Here is a 16,622-nt window from a genome sequence, read left to right as displayed (position 1 = left end):
TTAGAAAATAATTTGGGCTACTACATGAACTTCATACCTGTCATTTGTTACAGTGGATAGATCAGTAGGGTTGGTGCTGTCTTTTCCATCAATAAATGATCCCATTGCCTGTATTTTTAATGCATCTCCTTTGAAATATTTTCCAACGCCGAGTGTATACCAATCTTCTTTTTGAAGAATACTCTGATCATAATTTTCATATTCTGGCATTAGAGTAGTATATCTAATATTGATTCCCCATTGATTGGAGAAAAGGTAATCTGCTTGTGCATTGAAGGCGGTGCCCAGTACATATTTTGAACTTACTTCTTCCCCTGTGAAACGAATAACCGCTTGTGGAGAAGAATAAATATCTTTCTTTGAATAAGCGAAGCTATTTACAAAATCAGCGGAGAACGAGATTCCTTTGTACTTGAGTAAGAGGTCAATATAGAATTTCCCGTAATTGGGGAATTTTTCCTTGCCATTTTCATCAAATAATTGGAAATCTCCGTGGCCATCTCCTGTTTTTTCAGAAGCACCGACATTATAACTGAATGATCCATTTATGGCTAGTTTCAATTTTTCTTCTCTATAAAAATCAACAACATGCCTATGGCCTTCTTTCCCAGAAAAGGCTCCTAGGGGAAGTATTTCTAATCGACCACCATATTTGAGACCACCTTTATCCACATCAATGGAATTATCTCCAAAAGAATTCATACCATCACCAGAAGTAATAGCAACGAGTGGGTTAAGTATCACATTGCCAATTTGAAAAGAGGACTCATAAAAAATACCAAATTCTCTACCATCGGTTGTGAAACTATTGGACAGTGGACTTCGATTCACCATAGATAATTGTGACTCGTTGATGCTGTACGCTCTGTCATTGGTAAATGTGAGTTTTTGACCCACTGACAGCTTCATTTTTTCATTAATATGGAAAGCCACAAACGCTTCATAAAGTGTAAATGAGTTGACAAAATCAGCTTCAATAAAGAAGCTTACTTTTTCTTTAACAGCTTTACCTTCTAGGTTAATTCTAGCGGCTCCTACATAAAGGTAATTATTAGCAGAGGTATCTCTATCAAAACCTTCATAACCATAAGAAGGTCTTAGCATACCGCTAATCTTAAATGAATAGTCACCTTCATTCATATTCAGGTTCAGACCATTGCCTAATTCAAAGTTAGAGGTATTAGTATTTTCTAATAAATCCACATCATTGGTTTGGTCATCATCAATATCTTGAGCAAATAACAAGGTTGGCAACAACCCTATCAGCGCTAGGAAAACTATTTTGTGTTTTATTTTATTCATTGTTGTCTCTCTATATTTTTTGCTTAATCATATATCTATACACTGGGAGTTCGCTTCCCTCATTAAAAGTTCCATCAATCACTCTGAAAGTGAAAAATGAATTGTCATTTTCGGGTTCTAATGCAGGAGGGGCAACATTAGCATGTTCTTGCGTGAGGTAAACGATATAAGATCCCTCAGGAAACTCCTTCGAAATGCTTGTGATTTTTGTCTTCAATCTTCTGAGGTAGATATTTTCCCATTTTACAATAGAAACAGTATTTTTTTCTACTTCATATGCCTCAACATTCAAGGTTTTATTAGACGATAATTTTTCAACCTTACATCCTAATATTTCAAGCTTTTGAGCAGCCTTTTCTTCCTTAGGAAGAAGAATATAAGCAAAAGGTCTGTCTCGACTTTTCTTTGCTTTCATCTGCAACCCGTCTGTCATGACAACTTCAATAGTTTTCTTTTCTTCAGTAGCAAGGTCAATACAAGTGTAATTTGTTTTTATAGTAGCTTTCTCTTGTTTTATCACTACACTTTCCTTTAATTCAGTTGTCAAATGATTTGCCTTTTTGATAGCATCTCTAATTTCATCACCGCTTTCGTAGGCCGTTTTAAGGTAGGACATACCAGCTAAATAGGTAGTTTGAACTCTTCTTTTAAAAGATATCCTTTTGAGGTTAACCCCTCTAATTTCCATCAATACAGCAAGACAATTATTCAAAGCAAAATTTGTAGAGGAAGATCGAGGGCTAGAACCACCTTGATTGAAATGTATATGACCTTTCTGCATTTTTGTGCTTGAATAATCAGAGACATTTCTACCGTTTTCTTGAAGTGCTTTTTTGGCATTGGCAACCAATAAATCTTTTGTGGTACTTCGTATTACAGGGTTCACATTTAAATTATTGGAATATAAAAAGAATGCATCATAGTAAGTGGTAATTCCTTTTTCGCCAAAATAGGAAAAGTGAGCTCTGTAAGGATTATATTCATGGAAATCCACTGCTACATGAGGTGAAAACGCTGAGAATGCAGTACGAATCGCATTTGTTTCTGGGGTTGCCAATTTGATGAAATCTCTATTGAGGTCTATGCCATTGGCTGAAAAACGATTTTGTATATTATAACCATCGGCATTTGCCATTGGTAAAATTGTAATTTCTAACCGGTCTAACAGTTTATTATATTTCGGGTCCTGAATTAGATCATGAAGTATGTATAAAACTCCTTCAGTACTAGCAGGTTCATTGCCATGCAACCCACCTTGCATCCATACTTTTATCTTTTTTTGGTCAGAAGGTTTGTTGATTTTTACTTGAATAATCTCTTTCCCTTTTTGGCTCTCACCAATATGATCAACTGTGATGTAATCTACACTTTCAGCAAGTTGGTTTACATATTGAACCATCTCCTTGTACTTTGTAAAACCTTTCCATTCCGCTTTTTGGAAAGCAGGAGTAGGTATATTGATATCAGGTTCTGGGAAGAATTTTTCTTCCATTGCTCTTGACTGTCCAAGTAGTTGATGAACAGTCATGAGGCTGATGATAATATAAACTATTGTCTTTTTCATGTACTGTTGTTTTAAAAGGAAACTTGAAACATTAATCTGCCTAGCAGTTCCGCATTAGCATCCATCACTTCACCGTCACTTCTTTTTGAGCCGGGCAGTGCATCTACATAAGTCATTGAGACTTGTACTTTTGCGGCGTCTTTCATCAAATACCTGGAAAAAGCCAAAGTGTAGTATTTGTCTCTATTATAAAACTGCTCATTGTTTAGGAAAGAGTTGCTGTCAGGATCTAAATACGTAAACCTTCCATCAACAGAAAATCCTCGTTTGAATAAATATCCAGCTTGTATGTTATATCCTCTTCCAACCATCATTCTTGCAGAAACATAATCGACGATAGTAGCATTATTTAAACCGTCATCTGATCTTAAATTGGCTGTAGTTCCGTTATTTCTTACTCTATAAAAAATCTCAGGAGAATATACTCTTGAATAGGCCCATGTGAATTCACCAAGCACTGTCCATCCTTGATATTTGAACATAAAGTCACTCACTAGCTTGCCATAATCTGGTAAAGTTTCTGTTACACCATCACTTCCTAAATAAATGATATCCCCACTTTTTCTGCCTCTTCTGCTGCTCATTCCAACATTATAACTATATGCAACTCCAAAAATCAACTTTGGCGTTAATTGTCGAGCATGATCAACCTCTGAGTATTCGCCTAAACCTCTAAATAAACCGAAGGGTAGAAAATCGACTCTTCCTCCATATTTTAAACCGCCTCTATTTCTGAAAGCATTCTGACCATCACCTGCAGAAACCGTAACTCCAGGCTTTACATACCAGCTTCCAACTCTTTGTTTCCCCTCCACAAAAAGGCCGAAGTCTCTTACCGCAGCAAAAGCAGAAGTAACTCTTGACCGCTCTACAAACTGCATTGCATCAGAAGAAATCCTCATCTCTTTATTATCCGTCATGGTGGAACGTTGGCCGAATGTAATTTTCCAATTTCTATGAGGTTTATAAGTAACAAAGGCATCTAACAGTGTTCCTGAGTAAAGGTCTTCTCCGTCGGAATTGTTGGGAATGGCAAAATCAACTCTAAGGCGATAACTGAACTTTTCTTTTGCAGATTGTCCTTCGATATCGAATCTTGCTCTACGAATCCGGAAACGTGATTCTACTTCATCCCAGTTGTCTGTGGTTCTCAATTCCATAGTGGATTGTACGTAGCTCCTGATTTTCATGAAATAACCACCATTGGGACCATGAAAACGGATTCCTTTTCCTAATTCATAATCCTGAACATAAAAAGGAGGAGATGAAGACTGTTGTGCTTTTACATGGAATACCAAAAAGCTGAACAACATGGTGCCTAATATAATTTTTATTGTCTTTCTCATTTAGAAGACTGTTTTTAAAATGAACATTGATAATAACCCAACGGTTAGAGGAATCAGATTTCTTTTTGCAAGGTCGAAAGAAGATATACCCGCAAGTTCTGAAGTGGCGATAATAACGCCCGCAATTGGAGAAGTGGCTCTGCCCATACTTGAAGCAAGTTGCATGGAGAGGATCATTCCGATTTTGTTCCCGCCTAATTGTGCAGCAATGTGCGGTACTAATGGTCCAAAGGAGAAAAATGAAGCGTTTCCACTTCCCATCAGCATTGAGGCCAGAAAGATCATCGTAGTCATTAATATCGACACACCTTCAAAACCAAAGCCAGCACTTTGAGAGGCATCTACTAAGTGGTCAATAAAACCTAAGGAAATAAGTCCCTTTGAGAACATCTGAGCGCAAACAATCAGAGTAACCACACTAGCAAACACTCTTCCCATTCCTTCCCAGAATATTTTCATTGAACTCATCATATCTTTTAAGTCTCTTTTACGGATTAATTCCAAGACCATACCCACTATTGTACAGGCTAACATAGCGGTGGTTGTATCTAAAGTTATTGGGGGTTCAAACAAATCGAATGTTGGTGAGAATACCATCAGAAGTAGTAATGGCATCACGGGTAAAAGTGCATAATATAAAGGAGCTGTTACCTTAAATTCTCCATTATTTTTTTCTCCTTCTTGATCATTAAGACCTTCTTTTTTATCATAGTATTTATTGACAAAGAAGTACACAATCATAAGTACTATTGTCAATGGAACAGTTAACGGTAATTGGTGGTGAAGGAAGTAATCCACAGCTTCTAATCCTACCTGATGAGATGCTTGTGCAGTGTTAGCGGAAGCTGGTCCCATATCAAAAACAGTACATGCTGTAATCACTGACACGACGGAAACTTTACTTATCCCTAATTTTGTAAGAACAGGGTAGATAGAAGCCATCAATAATAGCCCAAGCCCAGTTGCAGAAGGGGTAGACATGAATAGAAACTGTCCGATAGGGATAACGCAGGATGCCGCCAAATAAGGGGTTTTTCTTAAATACGTAAGAGGTTTTGTACTTACATAAACTAATGCATCGCTTGCTCCAATATGTCTCATATAAGCCACAAACCCACCAATTGTCATGATCATTAATCCGACCTTTGATCCTTTGTCGGATAAAATTTCAGTAATCATGGCAAATAAATCAAATGCCCCAAGTCCAGTACTTTTTTTCATTGCAGGTAAATCATAACCCATCAGCAAAGCGATAGCCATCATGATCAATCCACTAAAAAGAAGTACTGCCTGTGGATTATATTTATTGGTCAGTAGATAGGCAACAATTCCGATCATTACCAATGTTATGATCACACTAATTATGGTCATTGAAATAGTTTTTGGGTGATATTCTATTAATTCAGATTGATGCTTAACCAATTCATAAATTCAATGGATCGGTAAATTCCTGCGGCATCATGATCGATACCTTCAATCTTAAATAATTGATGCTTATGTTTATCAGTATATAAAGAGTCATAAAACATCTGCATGTATAAAGCTCTTTTATGCCTTGAATTTTGACTTGTACTTGTGATATCTGATCCACCGCCTTGCCAGTTTGCCTGACAGCTATTATCTGCGTTGTCAAGGTCTTCTGTTCCTGTAGCGTAAGTAACCAGGCGATTAAGGTTTTGACTAACGATAGTACTTGAGTCAAGGTCGTCTCTATAATCAGTAAAGGAAGCGACATCTGCAAGCCCATAGTGATAGTCATCGTATCCCTCACAATCTGTTGGCGTTACATATTGATTATCTTCATCGGAAAATCGTTTGTTGTTAATGTATAAGTAAGAAGAAGGGTCACTTACTACATATTTGAAAGTGTAATTTTCATATTGCTGTTCTAAATTGTTGAGAGCAGCATATCTCTGAATAAACTGACCGCCAGCAGAGTGACCAATAAGTAGTATGTTTTTAAGATTAGGTAACTTTTCAGTAAAAACGTAGTCCTTCAAAAACTTTTCTAACAACAAGAATGAACTTTGCCCGTCTTCAGAGTTTGCACCGATTCTCCAAGTGGCACCATTCCAGAAAATATTATTATCTGCAGCATTATTACTGAAAAATGGGGCTACTATTAAAGTTGAGCTAATTTTCCCAACATCATATACGCTGTTGTACATAGATTGAAATTGTGTTTGGTAATCATAACTTAATCCATGAACTACTAAAGCTATTGAGGTGACTTGAGGGAGAGGAGTATCATTATTCAGATTAATGGAAGTGTAAAATGTTGTAGTCCTTGATGACGAGTTATCAAGATTTACTTTGATAAATGTATTGAGATTCGAACCGTCCGAAACAACATAGTCTGGAGGTGTTTCAGGTTTATATTGACAAGAATTGAAAAAGACTAAAAGTAAGCTTGTGAAAGCTAAAAATAGTATGCGGTTGTTCATAGTAAGAAAAGAGTGAATAACGGGTCATTGCTTAATTAATTTAATAAGCAGTAATGATTACTTGTGAATTTAAAGTCTAGATTGTGTCTATTCTTAAATAAAATCAGCTAATAGTACAATCTATCGTTTTTATTATTGATTAAACTTAAAGAAATTGAATATCAGTGTATTATAATGTGATTTATCAATATTCATAACAATAGTATGGAAGATGTTTTTTCTAATCGCCCTAAAAAAAGCGGGCAGGGTTATATTGAAAGAGAAGGAGAGAAGATCTACTTCGAAAGTGTTGGAGAAGGTACTCCTATTGTTTTTGGTCATGGTCTAGGAGGTAGTCATGCGATCTTCTTTCAGCAAATTCCTTCGCTGGCAAAAGATTACAGAGTGATTACTTTTGATCAACGTGGTTTTGGTAATTCTACAAATAACAACCTTAAGCATTCGCCGCATACAGCAGCAGAGGATATGAAAGCAGTACTAGATTATCTAGGTGTTGAAAGTGCTCATTTAGTAGGGCAATCCATGGGAGGGTGGTGTATGCTTGATTTTGCAATGCATCATCCTGAAAGAGTATTGTCGATTGTTTTTAGTAACTCTCTTGCTGGTATTTATCAAGAAGATATAAAACACTTTTATGAAATTCCAGCACCAAGACCTCCGTTATCTAGCCTTCCACTTGGACAGCATTTCGGTTTAGCAGATCAATTTTATGAGAGAAAACCTGAAACCGCTTATTTATATCTTCAAATAGGGTCTATGTGTCCGCCTGCACCTTCAGATATGAGGAAAATAATCAGAGAAACTTTTTTTTCAGTTGAAGAAGTGAATGAATTAAATAAAAAAGTTCCAATGCTTTTTTGTACAGGTTCTGAGGATATCACCTTTCCACCAGAATGGATAAAAAAGTTAAATCAACTCATTGTTAACTCACAGTTGAAAGTTTTTCAAGGAACAGCACACTCACCTTATTATGAACTTCCAGAAGAGTATAATGAAACGATACGTTCCTTTTGTAAGAAATAAAAAAAAGGACTTATTCTGAAGTCCCTTTCTCTCTCTCAATTCTATTTCTGAGAATATTTTGTTTTATCTTATTAAAATCAGCTGTTGGAATAGCTTTGATCAACTTTTTCGTAGCCTCAGCTTTAGGGTTATTGTAAACTTCGCTGGCTAAATCCCATTCTTGAAGTTTTCCCTTTTCCATGACTAGAATACGATCAGCAATAAATTTTACAACTGCCAAGTCGTGTGAAATAAATATATAGGTGAGTTTAAATTTCTCTTTTAGATCACAAAGTAAGTTCAAAACCATAGCCTGTACTGATACATCAAGTGCAGATACAGATTCATCACAGATGATGAATTTTGGTTTTGTTGCCAACGCTCTTGCGATACAGATTCTTTGTCTTTGGCCACCAGAAAATTCATGAGGATAGCGGTTCAGGTATGAACTGCTTAACCCTACTGTTTCTAAAAGTCTGATTGCTTCTTTTTTTCTCGCCTTATCATCAGAAAGTATATTATGCACCTTCATCGGTTCTATAATAGACTGCCCGACAGTTGTTCTAGGGTTTAAGGAAGTATATGGGTTTTGGAAGATGATTTGAATATCTCTTCTTAGATTATTCATTTCCTTTTTAGGAATAGTCGCAAGGTCTTTTCCTTCAAAATAAACGTGGCCACTTTTAGGTTCAATCAATCGAAGAATACATCGTCCTAAAGTAGTTTTACCACATCCTGATCGACCTACAAGCCCAAGTGTTTCGCCTTCATTTACCTGGAAACTTATATCATCAACAGCAGTAAATGTTTTGATTTCCTTACCCCACAAATTTTTCTTGATAGGGAAGGAAGCTGTTAAGTTTTTTACTTCTAAAACAGGAGGTTTATCAAGGATCTTTTTTTGTTTTTCTGAAACTTTATTCTCATCCTGAGCATTCAAAATCAAAGCTTGTCCTACTGACATAAATTTTGCTTTTGATTTGCCAGTTTTTGATACATCTTCTAAGAAATCATCCAATGTAGGAAGTCTTTTTAACGTAATATCAATTCTTGGACGACAGGCAAGAAGTCCTTTTGTATAAGGATGTTGAGGATTGTTGAATACATCAAAAACAGTCCCGTATTCCACTATTAAACCCTTACGCATCACAATGATCTTATCTGCCATTTGGGCTACAGTAGATAAGTCGTGTGAAATAAACATACAGGCTGTATTCCTCGTCTCCTTGAATTCATAGAATAAGTCGAGAATTCCTTTCTGAGAAGTAACATCCAATGCAGTTGTAGGTTCATCTGCAATCAAAAGGCTAGGATTACATGCTAATGCAATACTAATTAGCACCCTTTGTTTTTGCCCTCCTGATAATTGGTGAGGATAACTATGAAATACTTTTTTAGGATTTTTCAGCTGTGCCAATTCAAATGCTTGCAGTGCTTTTTTTCGTGCAGTAGCATTCGTGATTTTCTTTTCATGAATCTTGATTGTTTCTATCAGTTGATAGCCACAAGTAAGCACAGGGTTCAGTGAGCTCATCGGGTCTTGAAAAATCATTCCGATCTCACTGCCTCTAATATCTCTTATTTCTTGTTGATTGAGTGCTAGAAGGTTTAATGTGCCTTTAGTCTTGCTGTTGAAAAGAATTTCACCAGAATTTACTGAAGCATTTTTTGATAACAGTTGCAGTAATGACAAGGCGGTGACTGATTTACCAGAACCTGATTCACCCACGATACCTAGCGTCTCTCCAGATTCAAGTGCGAAGTTAATGCCGTGTACAGCCGTAGAACTACCTCTTTCTTCGTTGTCGAATGAAATAGATAAATCTTTTACTTCTAAGAGAATATCAGCCTTATTTTTCTCCATATAGTTATTAACTCATATTAATTGAAGTTGTAAATTAGTAAGAGGAGCGTTGAAACAATAATTTTAACTAAAAAAATTATAAAAAAATAAAACAAAGACGCTTCGTCCAATAGAGTAGGAGTGTGATTTTTTCTAAAGCTGAATACCCAAAACTGTAATGTCATCTCTTTGAGGAATGTTATTTTGATGTACATCCAAGGCCGCTTCCACCAAGTCTCCTAAATCTTCAATAGGCTGATCAATGTGTTTTTTGATATATTGTTCAAAGTATCTTCTACCAAATTTATCATTTTGTTCATTATTCTGATCTAATATACCATCAGTAAGCATGATTAAATAATCTCCTTCTTCATACTCAATCTGTTCTGTATGGAACTCTCTACCCACTTTTTGCTTACCACCTATGGATTTTTTACTGCCTCTGTGTCTTTCCAGAACCCCGTATTTTTTTCTAGCAATGTAAATATCACTTTTAGCTCCAGAGAAAAATAATTTTTCCACGCCATCAATGGTCTCAAATTTACAAAGAGCAATGTCCATACCGTCATTAATGGTGTTTTCTTGCTGACGTAAATATGTAATAACTCTTTGATTTAGCATTTCAAGTATAATGGAAGTGTCCTGAGTCAGCTTTTTGTCTACTACTTCTTGCAAGATTGTTTTTCCAATCATTGACATCAAAGCACCAGGTACACCATGACCTGTACAATCTACTACAGCGAAAAACTTGACAGTAGAACCATCTCTCTTTTTAGTTTCTCCATACCAGTAGAAATCTCCACTTACAATATCTTTAGGACGGTAAATAGAAAATATATTCTTGAATTTACTTTGAAGCAGATCAAGAGGAGGGAGGATAGCATATTGAATGGTCTGAGCCGCCCTAAGACTATTGGTGATTTTTATATTCTGATCATTCACCTGCGTCATTGCATCATCCAATTCCTCTTTTACTAATTCTACTTTCCTCTTCTGTAAATAAGCTCTTCGGACAATAACTATCAAGCCAATGATAAGTAAAAACAGCCCGCACATGGCCATGAAATAAGTCAGAATTTCTTTTTGATGTTCAGCTTCAGAAATTTGGTTTTCCTCCTTGAACTTCGACATCCTATCTTCTTTTTCCTGAAGTTTATTTCTTAAAACACCAATCATAGCTAATAGGGAGCTATCTTGAGATGAAAATATAGTATCTGTTTTGGAAGTCAATTTACTTTCCAATCGACTCAATTCTGCATTTAAAGAATCAATTTCATGCTGTGCAATTAACTCCTTATTTTCCGCCTTCTCATACACACTCAAGAAATCGTTTCTCAATGAAAGTTCTTCCCTTCTTTGTTCGATGGTTTTTTCAGTTGCATCAGTTCCCAACATAGCCACTTCAATATTTTCAACCACTTCCTCTTCTTCTTCAATATTGACCGTGATTGTTAATGTTTTTTGAATCACATCATAAAATCGATTGATGATATCATGGGCATGAATATGAACCAAACTAATTGATCCCTCAAATTCAGAAGGAGTCATATCTACTTCAAGATTGGTATATCCTCTGCTATTGGTAGAAGCAAACTTTCCATCCGCAAGTATTAAAGCATCATTTACGAAATTTCCATCTTGATCAACCACTCTGAAACCGATATTGGATACTGCTTGTTCATTGGAAACTTTCATTTTTATATACTGAGAATATTCCCTTCTTTCTTGAGCAAAAGATTTTAAACTTCTGCCGGGAACCATTACCTCAAAGTTAGTTTTCAATCGAACGCCAATCGGGAAAGTGATAGAAAACTCACCATTGAAATCAGTTGAAGTGGAAAAGAGACGATTTTTAACGAAAATATGTAAAACCTTATTCACTATAGGTCTGTCGTTTTCATCCACAACTCTTCCTTCTAAAACATCTTGTAATTTATCTCTCAGTAAAATAATAATTCTATCACCCTCAATATACCAAGACTTGAGTTCCATATCTTCCTTAGCTACTGTTACAACTCTTGGTGTACTGAACAAGCCAGAAGTTTTATCAAGATGATAAATGAATTCACCTTTTTTATCAGATTTGAAAGGCTTATTATTTACGGTAATCTCTGCATTTTCAATAGGTAAGCCTCTATAAGAAACTTTACCTGTCATGTGTAATTTCTTAGTTTTCTTTATTGTCATTTCAATCCCCTGATTTGCACCTAGCATAGGATTGACATTGAAAGTGTTATGGATTTTGACAGGAATTACATTTGGAGCCGCAGAAGCCAATACAACCCCATCTTCTTGGCTGTTTTCTCGGATAACATAAAAGTGCTGTTCTTCTTCTTTATTATTCCTCATTCCAATCTTGATAGAATAAGTACCTTCATGAAAAATATTGGAATTTTTCTCTACTTTGATATAAAAATTATTTTCAATGTCAGCCAAAAGTGAATAAGCACCTTTCTCATTCGTTATCGTTTCATAAAGCTGATCTTTTGATTCTAATCGTACAGAAGCGTTAACTAATGGGTCTCCGTTTTCTTTTAGTACCACACCATTAATTCGCACTTTATCAAAAAAGAAAACCTGATAAATATCTAATTGACCTAAAGATTCTGTTCTGGCTGATGAGAAGTAACCGATTTTACCATACATACTGAAATAAGTGTCGTCAGCTGTAGAATTAATAGGTACACCAAGGTTCTGAGGGGCAGTCCATTTTTGAGCTGCTTCATCATATACAGATCTGAAAATATCATATCCTCCCATAGAATGATGCCCTTTGGAAGAGAAAAATAATTCGCCTTCCGCATTGATAAATGGAGAATCCTCATTTTCTGGAGTATTCAATTCTGTCAACTCAACAGGGTCATTCCATTGTTTTTTCCTTTTATTCCAAGTAGAATGAAAAAGGTCTAAATCATCAGTGTCATTGAACCCTCTTGATGCAAAATACAAATGCTGTTGGTCTTCTGTGATAAATGCGTGTGTTTCTTGTGCAGGAGAGTTTACGCCTTTCAACACGTATTCACTTCCCCAATGCTCACCAGCTTTTTCTCTTTCGTAAATATTTCCATCTCTGTAAAGAAGAGCTTTCGTGTCGTTATCAAATAGTTGAATTGTAGCAGCGTGTCCATCAGCAGAAAGTTCAGCTACTCTGGCAGGAGTTGCCCATTCGTCATTAGCATCCATATAGGCATGATAAATCTGCTCAAAACGACTTCCTATTGAACTTTTTTCATCCCCAAGTTTTGTTACTCTTGTGAATAAGAAGGATTGATGATCCTTGGTTAATGTAATACTGTGCTCGTTGGATTTTGAATTAACCTTTGGGCCTAAGTGTCTTACAATCACCTTAGTTTTGTCAGATAAAATGACCTTTGCATTTTCAATTTGCTGTTTGAGGATTTCAACATTTTCAACCCCTTTTGAGAACAATGAAGCTTGATAAATAGCATCTTCAGCAAGATGTATTTTTCCCAATGCTAAATATCCTTCAGCGATATAATAATGAAAATCTGCACTTTGCGCCGCAGAAGATTTTTCAATAGAATCTAACAAGTCGATTCCCTTCTTTGGTGAGTTGGTTTTGATGTAGCAAACCGCCAAACTATAAATGTAGGATTCATTGTTTGGGTATAGATCAACTAACGGCTCTATATACTGTAGAGCCTCTGCATAATTATGTTGGGTGTAAGCCTTACGTGCTTGTTTCTCCAGTTGTTTGGTATCTTGAGAAAACAGGTTTAAAGGGATAATTAGCAGTAATAGAGTAATATATTTAAGCAAGTTCTGCATAAATAGCTTTAGGTCGTAAAAGTTTAATCTAATAAAGTAAGAGTAAAGAAAAAATTTACAAGTAAATCATCACAAAATGAAATGAGCATTTAATTCTTTCTTAATTGAGTAATTTTTGTTATAAACAAAAGTACAATATTTACATTTATTAAAAAACTTTGAATAGTTAAATATTTAATTTATTCTAGTAAGGAGATTCCTATACTATATACGTTGGAGATTGTATGTATATTGTTTGAGGCAGTTCACATTTTCTCCTATCCTTCTAAACTGATTGTTAATGATCACAATATCAGATAGTTTTTTAATGTGAATAGATTCCTTGATGCCTAGTTTTAATTCTTTCTCTCTAATTTTTTCCAGCCTTTCAGTATCATTTTCTATTGTAGTTAAAAACTTGTTAATGTCTTCATTTTCAGTGATATCACTGTTGTTTTGCACAAATAATGCAAGGTGTTCTAAGGTGTTACAAATACTATCGATAAAAAGTTCCAACTCGGAATATTGATATTTTTTCGACAATCGTTCCACATTTGCAGAAAGCGTAGCAGTATGAGAGAAGATCATTCGGCTTGTGGCAATAAATTCATACAGGTCAGTAGAGGGAACTTGACTGCTTTTGGGATCGTTCAGCATTGTCTGAAAACTCATTGCGAGGTTTGCATTTGCAAGCTGTGCACGTTTTCTAGCTAGTTTGTAGGTATTATGGTTAAGTGATGTTATACCTGTGAATGCAATGGCTACTTCTCTAAAATAATCACTATTCGCTCTAAGGGATTCAATAATTCTATTGCGGATTTTATTTTTTTCAAATTCAGGTAAAATCGAAAAACTAATAATGTAAGCAATGATGCCACCCAAAGCAGTATCAACTATTCTAGCTAAAGCGATTTCAAAATCTGTTGGAATACCAATAGCTATCAGTAAAAGAATGAAAGGCGTAAGTAGTGTCATCCCTATGCGGTAATCTTTGGTGAGTGTTCCAAAAGTGCCTATGCCAAGCGGTATTAAAACTAGGAGATAAATAAATGGATTATTTGTCAACCACATGATCACTGATGCAATGATAATTCCAGCCGAGGTGCCTACAATCCTTGCAATCATTCTTTGCTTCGTAATGGCAAACGATGGCTTCATAATCACAGAGATAGAAAGCCATATCCAATAGCCTCTATCTAGGTCAAAGAATAGGGCACATGAATAACCGATCATCATCGCTAAAGCAATTTTTACAGCATGTCTGAAATGACCTGAAGAAAAAGTGAGGTTGTCCCTTAAATTGCCTTGTTCGGGTTTGGTAAGAAAGTTGGGCAAGCGGAGACCATCTGTGTGTGATCGGTCAGCCATATTTTTCCAGTCTGTAAACTCAGCTACTTCAAGTGTAAGGCGGTCAATTCTTTTGAAATTCCTTAAAATATTTTTCACTTCAGCAAACCATTTGATAGGAATTTTACGATCGTTTTGATCTCTTAAACTTTCAAACAGTGCATTGATGTCTTCAAAAGAACGGTCAAGTGAGGGAAGTGCCTTCACGGCTTCTCTTTTTTGAATGGATTTAGCAAGAATGGAAATATTACCGCCAAGCTGATAGAAGAGTTGCTCTAATTGATAGGGGAGTAAAGTCTCCTTGAATTGATCATGCAGTGTCGAATATTTAATATGCGTAGCACTTGCTTTTTCAAAAATATCAATCGAAAAACGCATCAATAGAATAAGCGATCTACCGTGAGGGGTTGCTCCTTGTAAAGCAGAACGTTGCGTTAATAATAGATTTCTAATCTCCTCCTGTTTGTGTTCAATTTGTGTTTGAAGTTGGAATAGCTTTATTTCATTTTCTTTGGAGTTAGGATTAGAAAACAGTTTGGCTTTGGTTCTGATGTAATCAGCCATCAATTCATAATTCTCTCCGATAAGCTTTTCAATAGTGGCATAAGGTCTGATTTGCCAAAGCAATAACGAATTCAGGCTGTACCAAAGTCCACCACCAAGCATACCAAGAAACAAAGGAAGAAGCTCATTGATTTCTAACCCAAACCCCAGTCCCAAGCTGACCGATATCAATACACTGTTTCCAATCAGGTTAGAACGGTTGCCGAATATGGAAAGCAAAGCACCTATAAAAGAAACAACACCAAGGTAAATCAAACCAACTACAGGCCAATTGATGCAAAAGGCCATGCCGAATGCACAGATGCTGTTTAAAATAGATCCGCCTATTAATCCTTTTGCTTTTTCATTCCAGCTTCCGGGTGAGTCAGAAAGACCAACTGTTAAAGCACCGATGCCAACTGCAGTTGCGATGGTGAGGGTATTGGTTAGTAATCCTATAAAAATTGGAAAAACGATAGCCCAGGTAAGTCTGAGTCCGTTTGAGAATTGGTTGCTTCGGAAAAAAGCATTGATTTGTTCCATTATGTTGATAATGTCAATAGGTGGTAGTGGTGATCACCGAAATTTATGAGATGATGCAAAATTATAAATATTTGGATGATTTCTTCCTTAATGAATGAAGATATATTTCTTAATAGAATTGCTTTTAAGTGAAAAGATTTGCTATTTGCGACGGTATTGCACAAACAACTAATAATTAATCATGAAAAAAAGTCTGACACTAATCCCTTTTTTATTAATCGGTTTATTTTCTTGTAACAACGAAACAGATGAACAAGGACCACTTCCATCAATAAGTAATTATACTATTGAGGGTGGCGAGCATGAGTCTCACGAAAGATTATCAGACGAAGGTGAGGAGCCTGAGTTAGAAATGGGAGGAGAAGCTCATATTGATGCTGAAATGGGAGGTCAAAACTTAAAAACAGTTTTACTAGATATTCACTGGGGAGAAGGACATACGCACAGAACTATGTCTTCTGAAACAGATACTGCTTGGACTGCGAAAATCCAATGGAACTTTGGTGAGGAAGGTGGTTTAACACCTGCTGGAGTTTTTCCTAATAACCATGATTTCCATGAGCATATTGAGATTCCAGAAATGATTGATGGCAAGCATGTAAAAGAAGGTGAATATCACTTTGTTTTATACTTGTGGGATCAAGATGGTAATGAAACTCAAAAAGCTTTAACTGCTCATATCCATGGGCATGAAGAGGGAGAAGAAGAGGCAAAGTAATTCATTCCAGCTTCCGGGTGAGTCAGAAAGACCAACCTTTATGTAATGTCCTGAAAAAACGATACAGTTTTTCAGTGAATTAATTTCGATATAAGACTCAATAATTTTAAGAATTATTGGGTCTTTTTTTGTGGGTAACCTTCAGTTTTTTTCTTTTCGCTACCGCGGGTTCCTCAAATTTATCGATGCAAAATTGATTCGC

General features: G+C 35.9%; 10 protein-coding genes. 2 read left to right on the top strand and 8 right to left on the bottom strand.

All coding sequences use genetic code 11. The annotated features are described in order from the left end of the window. The 5 genes from HHU12_RS27005 to HHU12_RS26985 are packed head-to-tail and all read right to left on the bottom strand — an operon-like array spanning position 1 to position 6,656. Positions 1-1,302: a porin family protein gene (locus tag HHU12_RS27005; protein ID WP_169659853.1), complete on the bottom strand. Its 1,302-nt coding sequence runs from the start codon at positions 1,300-1,302 to the stop codon at positions 1-3. 10 nt (positions 1,303-1,312) lie between these two features. Then, positions 1,313-2,866 (bottom strand): M14 family zinc carboxypeptidase, encoded by a 1,554-nt coding sequence (locus tag HHU12_RS27000; RefSeq protein ID WP_169659852.1) that lies wholly within the window; start codon positions 2,864-2,866, stop codon positions 1,313-1,315. Between the two features lie 11 nt (positions 2,867-2,877). Beyond that, positions 2,878-4,212 carry a porin gene (locus HHU12_RS26995; RefSeq protein ID WP_169659851.1) on the bottom strand — a complete coding sequence of 445 codons (1,335 nt, stop codon included), beginning with the start codon at positions 4,210-4,212 and terminating at the stop codon, positions 2,878-2,880. Next, positions 4,213-5,583 (bottom strand): C4-dicarboxylate transporter DcuC, encoded by a 1,371-nt coding sequence (gene dcuC / locus HHU12_RS26990; RefSeq protein ID WP_169659850.1) that lies wholly within the window; start codon positions 5,581-5,583, stop codon positions 4,213-4,215. A 26-nt stretch (positions 5,584-5,609) separates the two neighbouring features. Next, positions 5,610-6,656 carry a hypothetical protein gene (locus tag HHU12_RS26985; RefSeq protein ID WP_169659849.1) on the bottom strand — a complete coding sequence of 349 codons (1,047 nt, stop codon included), beginning with the start codon at positions 6,654-6,656 and terminating at the stop codon, positions 5,610-5,612. Between the two features lie 204 nt (positions 6,657-6,860). On the opposite strand from HHU12_RS26985, the gene HHU12_RS26980 reads away from it, so the two are divergent. Continuing rightward, the gene (locus tag HHU12_RS26980) at positions 6,861-7,679 is read left to right on the top strand and encodes an alpha/beta fold hydrolase (protein ID WP_169659848.1); all 819 of its coding nucleotides are present in this window, start codon (positions 6,861-6,863) and stop codon (positions 7,677-7,679) included. A 10-nt stretch (positions 7,680-7,689) separates the two neighbouring features. Here the strand turns inward: HHU12_RS26980 and HHU12_RS26975 are convergent, their stop codons facing one another. The 3 genes from HHU12_RS26975 to HHU12_RS26965 form a co-directional block, all read right to left on the bottom strand. Then, a complete protein-coding gene (locus tag HHU12_RS26975) occupies positions 7,690-9,522 on the bottom strand; it encodes an ABC transporter ATP-binding protein (RefSeq protein WP_169659847.1) in 1,833 nt (610 codons plus the stop codon). Between the two features lie 132 nt (positions 9,523-9,654). Further along, entirely contained in the window at positions 9,655-13,290 is a 3,636-nt protein-coding gene (locus HHU12_RS26970; RefSeq protein WP_169659846.1) for a SpoIIE family protein phosphatase, read from the bottom strand. Between the two features lie 204 nt (positions 13,291-13,494). Further along, positions 13,495-15,702: an FUSC family protein gene (locus HHU12_RS26965; protein WP_169659845.1), complete on the bottom strand. Its 2,208-nt coding sequence runs from the start codon at positions 15,700-15,702 to the stop codon at positions 13,495-13,497. 181 nt (positions 15,703-15,883) lie between these two features. Between HHU12_RS26965 and HHU12_RS26960 the strand changes: the two genes are divergently transcribed. Further along, positions 15,884-16,420: a DUF4625 domain-containing protein gene (locus tag HHU12_RS26960; RefSeq protein WP_169659844.1), complete on the top strand. Its 537-nt coding sequence runs from the start codon at positions 15,884-15,886 to the stop codon at positions 16,418-16,420. The last annotated feature ends 202 nt before the right edge of the window (positions 16,421-16,622 follow it).

Origin of the sequence: Flammeovirga aprica JL-4, assembly GCF_012844305.1 — a bacterium.
Classification (GTDB): domain Bacteria; phylum Bacteroidota; class Bacteroidia; order Cytophagales; family Flammeovirgaceae; genus Flammeovirga; species Flammeovirga aprica.
Note: the sequence above shows the minus strand (reverse complement) of the source record. Positions and strands in the feature narration are given on the sequence as shown.

Bases quoted from the DNA above. Each gene is read 5' to 3' on its own strand.
- HHU12_RS27005 (WP_169659853.1), bottom strand. From the start codon at position 1,302: ATGAATAAAATAAAACACAAAATAGTTTTCCTAGCGCTGATAGGGTTG.
- HHU12_RS26965 (WP_169659845.1), bottom strand. From the start codon at position 15,702: ATGGAACAAATCAATGCTTTTTTCCGAAGCAACCAATTCTCAAACGGA.
- HHU12_RS26960 (WP_169659844.1), top strand. From the start codon at position 15,884: ATGAAAAAAAGTCTGACACTAATCCCTTTTTTATTAATCGGTTTATTT.
- HHU12_RS26995 (WP_169659851.1), bottom strand. From the start codon at position 4,212: ATGAGAAAGACAATAAAAATTATATTAGGCACCATGTTGTTCAGCTTT.
- HHU12_RS26970 (WP_169659846.1), bottom strand. From the start codon at position 13,290: ATGCAGAACTTGCTTAAATATATTACTCTATTACTGCTAATTATCCCT.
- dcuC (WP_169659850.1), bottom strand. From the start codon at position 5,583: ATGACCATAATTAGTGTGATCATAACATTGGTAATGATCGGAATTGTT.
- HHU12_RS26975 (WP_169659847.1), bottom strand. From the start codon at position 9,522: ATGGAGAAAAATAAGGCTGATATTCTCTTAGAAGTAAAAGATTTATCT.
- HHU12_RS27000 (WP_169659852.1), bottom strand. From the start codon at position 2,866: ATGAAAAAGACAATAGTTTATATTATCATCAGCCTCATGACTGTTCAT.
- HHU12_RS26980 (WP_169659848.1), top strand. From the start codon at position 6,861: ATGGAAGATGTTTTTTCTAATCGCCCTAAAAAAAGCGGGCAGGGTTAT.
- HHU12_RS26985 (WP_169659849.1), bottom strand. From the start codon at position 6,656: ATGAACAACCGCATACTATTTTTAGCTTTCACAAGCTTACTTTTAGTC.